The organism is Mesorhizobium sp. P2_D1 (genome assembly GCF_056404455.1).
In genome coordinates this window covers 1-12645 of the sequence record NZ_JBFUDZ010000027.1, presented here as the reverse complement: position 1 = coordinate 12645, position 12645 = coordinate 1, and the positions used below count along the sequence as shown (strand labels likewise).

Here is a 12645-nt window from a genome sequence, read left to right as displayed (position 1 = left end):
CGGGACCGGGATAGAATTAGGATGCCAACGATGAGGAAATATCTGTTTTCAGCAGGGTTCGCGCTGCTTTTGGCGGCGACGTCCGTGTCGGTCACCGTGATGACGCCGCCGGCTTTCGCCAGCGAGATCAAATACGTCGTCAACGACGTTCCGGTCACCTCCGGTGACATCGCGCATCGCGCCGCCTTCTTGAAGCTGCAGCGCAAGAAGGGCGATGCCGCCCAGGAAATGATCGACCAGACGCTGCGACTGGCCGAGGCCAAGCGGCTTGGTATCCGCATCAGCGATGCGCAGGTCGAGGCTGCCTACCAGCGCTTTGCCTCGAACAACAAGATGCAGCTCAGCCAACTCGACGGCGTCATGGAGAAATCAGGCGTCACCAAGGCCCACTTCAAGGAATTCATCCGCGCCCAGATGGCCTGGAACCAGGCCTTGAGCGCGCGTTATCGTTCCGGCGATGGCACCGGCGCCGTCAGCGAGCAAGACCTTGTCAGGAAGATGCTCGAAAAAGGCGGCTCCAAGCCGAGCGCTACCGAGTACATGCTACAGCAGGTCATCTTCGTGGTACCAGCCGCCGAGCGCAGCGCGACGCTGGCCAAGCGCAAGCGTGAGGCTGACGCCATGCGCGCCCGCTTCAACGGCTGCGGCACGACGCATGAGTTCGCCAAGGGCCTGATCGACGTCACCGTTCGTGACCTGGGCCGGGTGCTGGCGCCGCAACTGCCGTCGGACTGGGCCGAGCAGATCAAGGCGACCAAGGTCGGTGGCGCAACCGTCACGCGCGAGACCGAACGCGGCGTCGAATTCATCGGCATCTGCTCGTCGCGCGAAGTCTCGGACGATAAGGTTGCCCAGATGGTGTTCCAGAGCGAAGGCTCAGGTGGTGACAAGAACGCCGATGAACTCAGCAAGAAATATGTCGACGAGTTGAAGGCGAAAGCCCGCATCGTCAAGCGCTGACGTGGGCAGCACAGTGATTGCGCTCGCCTTGAGCGCCGGCGATCCGTCCGGCATCGGGCCGGAGATCGCGATTGCCGCGTTCATGGCGCGCGAGGCCGCAGCCTTGCCTCCCTTCTATCTGCTCGCCGATCCGGGGCTGATCGCCTCCCGGGCCCGCCTCCTCGGTATTTCGCTGCCGGTCGTTGAAACGACACCCGCGAAAGCGGCGCAAGTGTTTGGCCGCGCCCTGCCGATCGTTCCGCTCGCTGCTCGCTGCATCGACAGCCCCGGCCGGCCGGACCCGGCCAATGCGGCCGCCACCATCGAAGCCATCGACCGCGCCGTCGCCGACTGCCTTGCCGGCGACGCCGCCGCTGTCGTCACCTGCCCGATCGCCAAGAAGCCCCTCTACGATGCTGGCTTTGGCTTTCCCGGCCACACTGAATATCTGGCGCATCTGTCGGCCCGACACACTGGCGTCGAGGCGATGCCGGTGATGATGCTGGCCGGCCCCGAGTTGCGCACCGTCCCCGTCACCATACACATCGCGCTGGCGGCGGTGCCCAAGGCGCTGACCACCGAATTGATCGTCGCGACCGCCCGCATCACCGCTGCCGACCTCATCGGCCGCTTCGGCATCGCCAGGCCGCGGCTGGCCATTGCCGGGCTCAATCCGCATGCGGGTGAAGGCGGTGCCATGGGCCTCGAGGACGAGCGCATCGTGCGCCCGGCGGTCGACATCCTGCGAGCCGAAGGCATCGACGCTTTCGGCCCCCTGCCCGCCGATACATTGTTCCACGCCCGGGCCCGGGCCGGCTACGACGCGGCCCTATGCATGTATCACGACCAGGCGCTGATTCCGGCCAAGGCACTGGCCTTCGACGAGGCGGTCAATGTCACGCTGGGCCTGCCCTTCATTCGCACCTCGCCCGACCACGGTACGGCCTTCGACATCGCCGGCAAGGGCGTGGCGAGGCCCGACAGCCTGATGGCGGCGCTGAAGCTCGCCAGGCGATTGGCCGACAGCGGCACGAGGGCCGCCGCAGTATGAGCGCTTCCTGCCTGAGCCTGCGCGCATGAGCATCGATGGGCTGCCGCCGCTGCGCGAGGTGATCGAGCGTCATGGGCTGCAGGCAAGGAAGGCGCTCGGCCAAAATTTCCTGTTCGACCTCAACCTCACCGGCAAGATCGCCCGCACTGCCGGCGACTTGTCCAATGCAACCGTGATCGAGGTCGGTCCCGGCCCTGGCGGGCTGACCCGCGCATTGCTCGCCAACGGGGCGCGCCAGGTCATTGCGATCGAGCGCGACGAACGCTGCCTCGCGGCGCTCGCCGAAATATCGGATCATTATCCCGGCCGGCTGGAGGTTGTATCCGGCGATGCGCTGAAGACGGACTTCGCAGCCCTTGCCGATGGGGGAGCCGGCGGCCCGGTCAAGATCATCGCCAACCTGCCGTACAATATCGGCACAGAGCTGCTGGTGCGCTGGTTGACGGTCGGCGAATGGCCGCCCTTCTATGCATCGATGACGCTGATGTTCCAGCGCGAGGTGGCCCAACGCATCGTCGCCACACCCGGCAGCGATGCCTATGGCAGGCTTGGCGTGCTGGCAGGCTGGCGCACGCAGGCCAGGATCGCGTTCGACGTGCCGCCACAGGCGTTCACACCGCCGCCCAAAGTCACCTCTTCAGTGGTGCATCTGGAGCCGCGCGCGACACCCCTGCCCGCCGATGTGAAAAAACTCGGCCGCGTCACCGAAGCCGCCTTCGGGCAACGCCGCAAGATGCTGCGGCAGAGCGTGAAAAGCCTCGGCGGCGAAGCCTTGCTCGAGCGCGCCGGCATCGATCCGACACGCCGCGCCGAAACACTCAGCGTCGAAGAATTCGTACGCCTGACCAACACGGTGTAGCTTTCTTCTCCCTATTCACAGGGAAGGAAGAAGCATCAGCCGGTCTTCTCGTCCAACAGTCCCGAGACGAAATCGAACAGGCCGGGCCGGCGATCGCGTCTCAGCCGCTCGGCGACGACGATGCCGCGCACTTCGGCGAAGGCGCGGTCGAGGTCGTCATTGACGATGACGAAATCATATTCCTTCCAGTGCTCGATCTCGTTGCGGGCGTTTTTCAGCCGCGTCTCGATCACCGCCTCCTGGTCTTCGGCGCGACGCTTCAGCCGCGCCTTCAATTCCTTCATCGACGGCGGCAGGATAAAGATCGAGACGATGTCGGCGCGCATCTTCTCCTTGAGCTGCTGTGCGCCTTGCCAGTCGATGTCGAACAGCATGTCGCGCCCTTCAGCCAGCGCTAGTTCAGCCGGCTCGCGCGGTGTCGCGTAGCAATTGCCGTGCACTTCGGCCCATTCCAGCAGGGCGTCGGAATCGCGCAGCCGCTCGAAATCGCGCATCGTCCGGAAATGGTAGTGAACACCTTCGATCTCGCTGCCGCGGCGTGGTCTGGTGGTGACCGAGACCGACAGTTCGAGGCTGGAATCGCTTTCCAGAAGGTTGCGCGCGATCGTCGACTTGCCGGCGCCGGATGGCGACGACAGGACGAGCATCAGGCCCCGGCGGCGAATGCGGGACCCTAAATCCTTGGCAACCATCGGCTACTCCAGATTCTGGATCTGTTCACGAAACTGGTCGACCACGGCCTTCAGTTCCAGCCCGATCGCGGTGACCGTAGCGGCGTTCGACTTCGAGCACAGCGTATTCGATTCGCGGTTAAATTCCTGTGCCAGAAAATCGAGCTTGCGGCCGACCGCGCCGCCGCCCTCAAGCAGTGCCCGACCAGATGCGACATGCGTTTTCAGGCGGTCGATCTCTTCACGAATATCGGCTTTGGTGGCCAGGAACGCCGCCTCCATGTGAAGCCGGCTGGCGTCCAGATTGGCGGACGCGTCCATCAGCAGCCTGACCTGCTCGGCGAGGCGTTCGCGGATCGCCGCCGTCTCGCGAGACGGATCGGCCTCTGCCCGCAACGTCAACGCCTCGATTGCGTCGATATGGCCCGCCAGCAGCAGGGCCAGTGCGGCACCTTCGCCCTGTCGCGCCTGTTCCAGTCCTTTGAGGGCCACCTCGAGCGCGGCCGTGATCGCGATGTCGAGCGCGGCGCGCACCTCTTCGGTTTCGACAGTCTCGGGAATATCGAGCACGCCGCGCAGCGAAAGCAATCCGTCTGATGTCGCGGGGGCGACACCGAACTGCTCCTGCAACCGCTTGGCGAGCCCCGCAAGGTCCTTCAGAAAGACTTCGTTGACGACGGGCTGCGCCTGCGCGCCGGCGGCACGGCCAATGGTCAGCGTCGCCTGGAAATTACCCCGCGCAAAGCGCTTCTGAAGCGTCTGCCTGACAGCCGGTTCCAGCCGTTCGAAACCTTGCGGCAATCGCAGCCTCACCTCGACGCTCTTGCCGTTGACGGACTTGACCTCCCAGGCGATTGCGGTGCCTTCATGCTCGGCGACGGCACGTGCAAAACCGGTCATGCTCTGCAAATTCATATCCACAAGTCCCTGGCACATCGCTCCGAAACCGGTTTTCCGGAGGGGAGCACGTGCGGCTTAAAAATGACTGCGCCGCAGGCACGCCGAAATCGGACGCGCCGCGCTGCTCCAAATGTCAGGGGCGCCGCGTTGTGGCAACGCCCTTCTTCGTCCTACTGGGCAGCGCCCGCATCGCCGCCGCCGCTGTCGTCGCCTGCGTCAGCCGGCTTGTCAGCATTGCTGTCAGCCGGCTTGTCGGCATTGCCGTCGGCCGGCTTGTCGGCATTGCTGTCGCCGGCGCCGGTGGTGTTGGCGCCTTTGGCGGCGTCGTCGGCCTGCTTCTTCTGCAACGCGCGATAGCGGGCGACGTTCTCATTGTGCTCTTCGAGCGTCGCGGCAAAGACATGGCCGCCGGTACCATCGGCGACGAAGTAAAGATCGTCGGTCTTCGACGGATTGGCCACAGCCTCCAGCGCCGCCCGACCCGGATTGGCGATCGGCGTCGGTGGCAGGCCGTTGATCACATAGGTGTTGTAGGGCGTCTGCTTCTGGATGTCCGACTGGTAGATCGGCCGGTCCGCCGGCTTGCCCTTGCCGCCGAACAGACCGTAGATGATGGTTGGGTCGGATTGCAGGCGCATGCCCTTGGCCAGCCGGTTCAGGAAGACCGCGGCAACCCGTGAGCGCTCGTCACCCTTGCCCGTTTCCTTCTCGACGATCGAGGCCAGCGTAACGAACTCTTCGACATTGGCCAGCGGCAGGTCCGGCGCGCGCCGCTGCCAGACTTCGTCGACCAGCTTCTTCTGATCTCCCAGCAGCTTGTCGATCATCTGCTGGCGTGTCGCGCCGCGCGTGAAGCGCAGCGTGTCGGTGGCGAGGCTGCCTTCGGCAGGAGTGTTCGCCGGCATATCGCCGCTCAAGGCCGGCTCATCGGCGATGCGCTGCAGCGCCTGCTCGACCGTCAACCCTTCTGGAACGGTCAGTGAATACATCACCGACTTCCCGCTCTTCAAAAGCTCCATGATGTCGCGCATGGAAGCCTTGGGCTTGATCTCGTACTCGCCGGCCTTCAGCGCCGAGTCATTGCCGTAGGCGCGCACGCCAAGGCGGAAGATCCGGGCGTCGCTGATCAGTCCGCGGCGTTCGAGCTGGTCGGCAATATCCTGGACGCCGGTATTCGGCTTGACCAGGAACGTGTCGCCATTGGCCGAGGGGCCAGCTTCGGTGAATTCCTGCTTGCCGAAGTAGACCGCGGCGCCCGCCGCCAGAACCAACAGCATCACCACGGAGATGACGAAGTTCATGAACACGACGACCTGGCTGCGCGAAGCACGCGAGCGCTTCGGCGGCGGTGTGCCGGCCTCCGGCCGCAAGGCCTCGCTCGCCGTCTTCGGCATGATCGGCCCCGATGCTGGACGCTGTCCGAATTCTCCGTTGCCCGCCGGATTTGTGTTCATTTTGCCCTACCGTTTGATCGCTCAACGAATCCCCTGCGGCAGAGTAGGGGCGAATATGGCAAAATTGACGGCATGCCGAAGCATCGCCGGGCAGTTGGACGATCAGCCATTATAGCGCTGGAAGACAAGCGAAGCGTTGGTGCCGCCAAAGCCGAAGGAATTGGACAGTGCAACGTCGATCTGGCGAGCGCGCGGCTTGTTGGGCACCAGGTCGATCGCGGTCTCGCGCTCCGGGTTGTCGAGGTTGATGGTCGCCGGCGCGACATTGTCGCGAATGGCGAGGATCGAAAAGATCGCTTCGGCAGCACCGGCCGCCCCCAGCAGATGGCCGATCGACGACTTGGTCGACGACATCGAAATCTTCGATGCGGCATTGCCGACAAGCCGCTCGACGGCGCCGAGTTCAATCGTATCGGCCATGGTCGAGGTGCCGTGCGCGTTGATGTAGTCGACATCGGCGGGCGTCAGCTTGGCCCGGTTCAACGCCGCCGTCATGCAGCGGAAGGCGCCGTCGCCGTCTTCGGCTGGCGCGGTGATGTGATGGGCATCACCGGTGAGGCCGTAGCCGGTCACCTCGGCGTAAATCTTGGCGCCGCGCGCCTTGGCATGTTCGAGCTCTTCAAGCACGACGACGCCGGCGCCCTCGCCCATGACGAAGCCGTCGCGGTCGCGGTCATAGGGGCGCGACGCCGTTTGCGGCGCATCGTTGCGATCGGTCGACAGCGCCCGGCACGCGGCGAAGCCGGCGATCGACAGCCGCGTCACCGGCGCTTCGGCGCCACCGGCGACCATCACGTCGGCATCGCCCCACATGATCAGCCGGGCAGCGTCGCCAATGGCGTGCGCACCGGTCGAACACGCGGTGACGACGGCGTGGTTCGGGCCTTTCAGCCCGTGCCTGATCGAGACCTGCCCGGAGACGAGATTGATGATCTGGCCGGGGATGAAGAACGGGCTGATGCGGCGTGGACCGCGTTCCTTGAGGATCATCGCGTTCTCGGCGATGCCTTCGATGCCGCCGATGCCGGAGCCGATCAGCACGCCGGTGGCGCACTGCTCGGCATGGGTTTTTGGCTCCCAGCCGGAATCCTTCAGCGCCTCGTCGGCGGCAGCAATCCCGTACAGGATGAAGTCGCCGATCTTGCGCAATTCCTTCGGCTCGAGCACGGCCTCGGGATTGAAGGTGGCATTGCTGCCATCGCCACGCGGAATGACGTGGGCGATCTTGCAGGCAAGATCCTCCACCTCAAACTCGGTTATGCGTTTGGCTGCGCTGCGGCCGGTCAGAAGTTCCTTCCAGCTGTGCTCGAAGCCCATGCCGAACGGCGACAACAACCCAAGGCCCGTGACGACGACACGCCTCATCGCAGGTCCTCCCCCGGTGATGACTGCGGAAAGCGTCAGGCGGATGCCTTGTCGATATACTTCACCGCGTCGCCGACGGTCAGGATGGTCTCGGCCGCATCGTCGGGAATCTCGACGCCGAATTCTTCTTCGAACGCCATGACGAGTTCGACCGTGTCGAGGCTGTCGGCGCCCAGATCATCGATGAAGCTCGCCTGCTCCGTCACTTTGTCGGCATCGACACCAAGGTGCTCGATGACGATCTTTTTGACGCGCTCTGCGGTGTCACTCATTTGGGGCATCCTCGTCTTTTGTTTGTCTGTCTTCGTTAGCGGGCAGAATGCCGCTAATCAAGCTGAAAGATGGTCCTGCCGGAAACGCAACGGCCACGGACCGGTTTTTGCCCGAACCGCCGGGTTGCGGGCCGCATTACACGAAAAATAGCCGAGGTCCAAGCCGAAATGGTCTCTTTTCACAAGCCGGCAACAACTCCGCCGGACCTCGTTCAGATCATCGCCATGCCACCATTCACATGGATGGTCTGGCCGGTGACGTAGGCGGCTTCGTTGGAGGCGAGATAGGCCACGGCGGATGCGACTTCAGCGCCGGTGCCCATGCGGCGCGTCGGGATCGCCGCCATGATCGCCTCCTTCTGCTTGTCGTTGAGCTTGTCGGTCATCGCCGATTCGATGAAGCCAGGGGCGACGCAGTTGACTGTGATGTTGCGGGTGGCGATCTCCTGCGCCAGCGATTTCGAGAAGCCGATCATGCCGGCCTTGGAGGCGCAGTAGTTGGCCTGGCCGGGATTGCCGGTGACACCGACAACCGAGGTGATGTTGATGATACGGCCGTGACGGCGGCGCATCATTGGATGGGTGAGTTCGCGGGTCAGCCTGAAGACAGCGGTCAGGTTGACCTCGAGTACGGTGTCCCAGTCGGCGTCCGACATGCGCACGAACAGCCCGTCCTTGGTGATGCCGGCATTGTTGACCAGGATGTCGACGCCTTCGAGGTCGGCCTCCGCCTTCTGGCCGAGCGCCTTGACCTCGTCACGGTTCGACAGGTTGGCCGGGAACAGCTTGACCCGATCGCCAAGCTCGGCGGCCAGCGTCTCCAGTTTCTCGACCCGTGTGCCATGCAGGCCGACGATGGCGCCTTGCGCATGCAGCACCCTGGCGATCGCCTCGCCAATGCCTCCCGATGCGCCGGTGACGAGTGCCTTGCGGCCAGTCAATTCGAACATTTTTGTCTCCTGATTGAGAAGAGAACACCCTTTGCACGGGCAGGGTCAAAAGGCACTAGATTAAGCAAGCGTCGTCAGCGCCGCCTCGACATCAGCCGCGGAGCCGACCGACGCGGTGGCGATGTCGCGGTTGATGCGCCGCGCCAGGCCCGAAAGCACCTTTCCGGCGCCGATCTCGTAAAGCGTGGCGATGCCGTTTGCGCCGAACCATTCCACCGTCTCGCGCCAGCGCACGCGGGCAACCACCTGCTCGACCAGACGCCGCGCGATCTCGTCCGGATCATTGGTCGGGGTGACGGTGACGTTGGAGACGATGGGAACCACCGGGGCGGCCTTCGCCACGCTGGCCAGAGCCTCGCGCATGATCTCGGCCGCTGGCGTCATCAGCGCGGAGTGGAAAGGCGCCGAAACCTGCAGCATCAGCGCCCGCTTGGCGCCCTTTTCCGTGCAAAGTTTCGCCGCCAGCTCCACTGCGCCCTTTGTGCCTGAAATGACCAGCTGGCCGCCGCCATTGTCGTTCGCCACCTGGCAGACGGAGCCAGCCCTTTGGGCAGCCTCGGTGCAGGCGGCTTCTACATCCGCCTGTTCCAGCCCGATGATAGCCGCCATGGCGCCCTCGCCGGCCGGCACCGCCGCCTGCATGGCATTGCCCCGGATGCGCAGCAGCCTGGCGGCATCGGCAACCGAAACGAAGCCGGCGGCCGCGAGCGCCGAATATTCGCCCAGCGAATGGCCGGCGACATAGGCGACCTTGTCCTTCAGCGAGAAGCCGCGCGATTCCAGCGCCCTGATCGCGGCCAGCGAGACCGCCATCAGCGCCGGCTGGGCATTGGCGGTCAGCATCAACGTCTCCTCCGGCCCTTCCCAGATCAGCTTCGACAGGTTTTCGCCAAGCGCGTCGTCAACCTCCTGGAAGATCCTGCGCGCCTCGGGAAAGGCATCGGCGAGATCCTTGCCCATGCCGACAGCCTGGCTGCCTTGTCCAGGAAAGGTGAATGCAACGGCCATGCGAGAGCTCCCAAGGGCTGGTTTTGCTTACCTGATAGTCGGGTTTTTCTTGCCTGTGACGCAAGGCAGGCCGCCAAGTCAAGCCCAGTTCGACCCTGCCCGACGGCACCATCGCCGGCCGAGTGCCTGTTCCGAAAGGCTTTTTGGCGATCACTCCTGATGAAAACCGCTCACGAATCGTTTGCTGGCTCTTCTTATTTCCGCCACAGGCGCTAGCTTTGCGTGACAATTATATGACAATCGAGTGACGAGTTTGTCGCTGGGTGGGGAAGTTAAAGTGGCAAAGAGTTCTAAACGCGTCGGCAAAGCCGCGCCACAGTTCCTGGAAGACGACCCGTCCACCGGCTATCTGCCGGGCAGGACATGGCCGGTCGTGCGCTATGGGCTGGTCAGCCTGGCGATCGCTGCGGTCATGGTGTTTGCGATCGAATTGATCGTGCGCGGCGACTTTGCCGGCACGGTCGCCTTCTTCCTGCAGCCGCTCAAGCCGGGCTGGACCACCATCGTCGTGTTCGCGCTGATCCTGATCGGCCTCGATGCCGTGCTTGGCCGCAGCCACCAGAGCCTGATGATCGTCGCGCCGCTGACCCTTTCCCTTGCCTTCGTCGGCCACCAGAAGTCGCATTATCTCGGCGATCCGCTCTATCCCACCGATTTCCTCTACGCCCGCCAGATCTTCGCGCTGCTGCCGCTCCTGGTGCGCGACCGGCCGATGACCGCGCTCGCCATGGTGGTCGGCATCGTCGCCGGCCTGTCGCTGCTCGTCTATGGCTGGCGGCTATGGCGCCGCAAGGTTCCGGCGCTCAGCCGCAAGGGCCGCCTTGCCCGGCTGACGCTGGCGGTGCCGCTGCTCGCTTTCTTCGTTTCGATCATGGACTACGCCACCTTCTCCTGGACCAGGGACCGGCTGCAGATCATCCCGATCATGTGGGACCAGAAGGAAAACTATGCTTCCAACGGCTTTGCCCTGGCCTTTGCCCTCAACGTGCCGATGGCCCATGTCTCGGCGCCGCCAGGCTATTCAGACAAGGCAATCGCGGCGATCGACAGGACCGATGTGACCGCCTCGATGCCGGCGGAAAAGCCCGACATCATCATCGTCATGAGCGAATCCTTCTGGGATCCGACTAAGCTGCCCGGCGTCACCATCACGCCCGACCCGATCCCCAACGTGCGCGCGTTGCGTTCGGGCTCGATGTTCTCGCCCGAATTCGGCGGCATGACCGCCAACATCGAGTTCGAGGCGCTGACCGGCTTTTCCAACGCCTTCCTGCCGGCCGGCAGCATCCCCTATCAGCAATATGTGCGCACGCCGACGCCTTCGCTCGCAACGTTCCTCAAGAGCCAGGGCTACCGGGCGCGCGCCATCCATCCCGGCACCAACTGGTTCTGGAACCGTGGCGCGGTCTACGCTGATTTCGGCTTCAACGATTTCAAATCAGAAGAGACGCTGCCGCCCTTGCAAAAGCGCGGGCCGCTGGCGTCCGATGCGGCGATGACCGACGAGATCATCAGCGAGGCCGACGCCAGCGATGAGCCGGTGTTTTTCTTTGCGGTCAGCCTGCAAAACCACGGCCCCTACGAGCCGAACCGCTATTACAATCCGACCCACACGGTGCAGGCACCGATCAGCCAATGGGCACGCGAATCGCTGCTCAGCTACGCCGAGGGGTCAGCCGACGCCGATCGTGGCCTTGAACGCCTTGTCGAATGGGCGAAGAAACGCTCCCGTCCCACCGTGATCGCCTTCTTCGGCGACCATCTGCCGCCGCTGGGGCCGGTCTATGTCGAAACCGGGTTCCTGAAAGACAATGTCGCGCCGCGCAAGGAACCGACGCCGCAAGCCGCACTTGAACATCACCAGACGCCGCTGATCATCTGGTCGAACCACTCCGGTCCGGTCGAGAACCTGGGCGCGGTGAGCCCGGCGTTCCTGCCCTATCACATCCTCACCACTGCCGGCATCACCCACCCCTACTACACCGGCTTCCTGGGTGAGATGCGCGAACGCTACCGCGTCGTCGACCGCAATTTGTTGCTGACGCCGACGGGCGAAGCCACGCCAGATTGGTCACGGCAGAAGGAAATCGATCCGACGATCCGCGATTTCCGCCTGCTGCAGTACGACATGATGTTCGGCAAACGCCTCGCGGCGCCGGACTTCTTCCCCGAAACGGTCGACAAAATTGTCGCCCATACGAGTTGAGCCAAACGATCCCGCGAGGATCGGGCCTGGCGACCCTTCACACGTTCAATCCGTCAACTGCAGCTTCGAGAACTTGTTGGCGATCTGCTGGAATACGTCCGGCAGTTTGGTCGGATCGTTGACGGCATAGTAGCCGCTCGGATCCGTGGCGCACGCGCTGTAAAGCGAGCGGTTGGCGGCGGTGTCGGATTGCAGCACCATGGTGTAGATTTGCACGCCCTCGTTCTTCAACTGCGTGCAAACGCTTTTGGTCCAACCGTCGACATTGCGCGCCGCGGTCGCCTGGCTGTCCGATCCAAAACGGCCACCTGCGAGATAGCCATAGGATGTGTAGTCGGACTTCGTCGGCTGTTCGCTGGCGCCATAGACGACGTTCTCGCCGTCGGTGAGCAACAGCACGATCTTGCTGACGCCGGGCGTCTTCCACGCCGCTCCGTCCGTGTAGGGCGCGGCGGGCGACAGCACCCGCATGCCCCACGACAGGCCCTCGGAGACATTGGTGCCTGAACCGTTCCACTCGGTCATCTGGCTTGCTGCCTTGCGCAGCTTGTCGAAATCGTCGGTCAGCGGGACAACGGGTGTGGGGCAAGCGCGGTTCGGGCCAACGGTGACGGGGGTGCCCGTCTCGGTGATGAACTCCTTGGCCGGCGCAACATATTTGGCGACCTTTTCCTTGGCGCTCGTACCGGGCGACAACAAATCGCCGAGCAGATCGTTGAGATCGATCCCGAGAAGGTTGCCCTTCTGCTTGGCGAGCTTGGTCTTGTCGCTGACGTCGTCGAGATAGGAATTGTTGTAGTATTTATCCGAATTGCCATAGGAGGCAGACGGCTTCTGGGCAACTTCGGGGTCGTCTGGCGCAAAATACGGAACAAACAGCGTGTCGGGCTCGTCCGGGTCGGGTGGGGTATCGGAAATGTTGTAGGCGCCCGGCCGCGCCTCGACACAGCCCTTCCATCCGGTGTTGTTC

Annotated in this window: 12 protein-coding genes and 1 pseudogene; 5 read left to right on the top strand and 8 right to left on the bottom strand. The window is 63.8% G+C overall.

Annotated elements, in window-relative coordinates; genetic code table 11:
• Positions 1–21: 21 nt before the first annotated feature.
• From AC1D0I_RS19575 to rsmA, 3 genes are read left to right on the top strand one after another with little or no spacing between them, the layout of a single operon-like run.
• Entirely contained in the window at positions 22–960 is a 939-nt protein-coding gene (locus AC1D0I_RS19575) for a SurA N-terminal domain-containing protein (RefSeq protein ID WP_477397100.1), read from the top strand.
• A gap of 1 nt (position 961) precedes the next feature.
• A complete protein-coding gene (pdxA, locus tag AC1D0I_RS19570) occupies positions 962–1990 on the top strand; it encodes a 4-hydroxythreonine-4-phosphate dehydrogenase PdxA (RefSeq protein WP_477397098.1) in 1029 nt (342 codons plus the stop codon).
• A gap of 25 nt (positions 1991–2015) precedes the next feature.
• Positions 2016–2849, top strand: a complete 834-nt coding sequence (gene rsmA, locus AC1D0I_RS19565) for a 16S rRNA (adenine(1518)-N(6)/adenine(1519)-N(6))-dimethyltransferase RsmA (RefSeq protein ID WP_477397096.1) — start codon at positions 2016–2018, stop codon at positions 2847–2849.
• 35 nt (positions 2850–2884) lie between these two features.
• Here the strand turns inward: rsmA and gmk are convergent, their stop codons facing one another.
• The 3 genes from gmk to mltG all read right to left on the bottom strand — a co-directional run bounded on the left by gmk (position 2885) and on the right by mltG (position 5814).
• On the bottom strand, positions 2885–3541 hold the full coding sequence (gene gmk, locus AC1D0I_RS19560) for a guanylate kinase (RefSeq protein ID WP_095086392.1): 657 nt from the start codon (positions 3539–3541) through the stop codon (positions 2885–2887).
• A 3-nt stretch (positions 3542–3544) separates the two neighbouring features.
• On the bottom strand, positions 3545–4435 hold the full coding sequence (locus AC1D0I_RS19555) for a YicC/YloC family endoribonuclease (RefSeq protein WP_457151711.1): 891 nt from the start codon (positions 4433–4435) through the stop codon (positions 3545–3547).
• A 155-nt stretch (positions 4436–4590) separates the two neighbouring features.
• Complete coding sequence (gene mltG, locus AC1D0I_RS19550; protein ID WP_477397094.1) at positions 4591–5814, bottom strand: endolytic transglycosylase MltG; 1224 nt, start codon at positions 5812–5814, stop codon at positions 4591–4593.
• Here mltG and AC1D0I_RS19545 point away from each other — a divergent pair.
• Positions 5720–5989: a hypothetical protein gene (locus tag AC1D0I_RS19545; RefSeq protein WP_477226447.1), complete on the top strand. Its 270-nt coding sequence runs from the start codon at positions 5720–5722 to the stop codon at positions 5987–5989. The two genes, mltG and AC1D0I_RS19545, sit on opposite strands and share 95 nt — an antisense overlap.
• Here AC1D0I_RS19545 and fabF read toward each other — a convergent pair.
• The 4 genes from fabF to fabD form a co-directional block, all read right to left on the bottom strand.
• Positions 5977–7239, bottom strand: a complete 1263-nt coding sequence (fabF, locus tag AC1D0I_RS19540; RefSeq protein WP_095086397.1) for a beta-ketoacyl-ACP synthase II — start codon at positions 7237–7239, stop codon at positions 5977–5979. The two genes, AC1D0I_RS19545 and fabF, sit on opposite strands and share 13 nt — an antisense overlap.
• 35 nt (positions 7240–7274) lie before the next feature.
• On the bottom strand, positions 7275–7511 hold the full coding sequence (locus tag AC1D0I_RS19535; RefSeq protein ID WP_006203723.1) for an acyl carrier protein: 237 nt from the start codon (positions 7509–7511) through the stop codon (positions 7275–7277).
• 212 nt (positions 7512–7723) lie between these two features.
• On the bottom strand, positions 7724–8461 hold the full coding sequence (gene fabG / locus AC1D0I_RS19530; RefSeq protein ID WP_095086399.1) for a 3-oxoacyl-[acyl-carrier-protein] reductase: 738 nt from the start codon (positions 8459–8461) through the stop codon (positions 7724–7726).
• A gap of 60 nt (positions 8462–8521) precedes the next feature.
• Positions 8522–9469 carry an ACP S-malonyltransferase gene (gene fabD / locus AC1D0I_RS19525; protein ID WP_477397092.1) on the bottom strand — a complete coding sequence of 316 codons (948 nt, stop codon included), beginning with the start codon at positions 9467–9469 and terminating at the stop codon, positions 8522–8524.
• A gap of 253 nt (positions 9470–9722) precedes the next feature.
• Here fabD and AC1D0I_RS19520 point away from each other — a divergent pair, with 253 nt between their 5' ends.
• Positions 9723–11675, top strand: a complete 1953-nt coding sequence (locus AC1D0I_RS19520; protein WP_095086404.1) for an LTA synthase family protein — start codon at positions 9723–9725, stop codon at positions 11673–11675.
• A 45-nt stretch (positions 11676–11720) separates the two neighbouring features.
• Here the strand turns inward: AC1D0I_RS19520 and AC1D0I_RS19515 are convergent.
• Positions 11721–12645, bottom strand: a pseudogene (locus AC1D0I_RS19515) (pilus assembly protein); the annotation flags it as partial.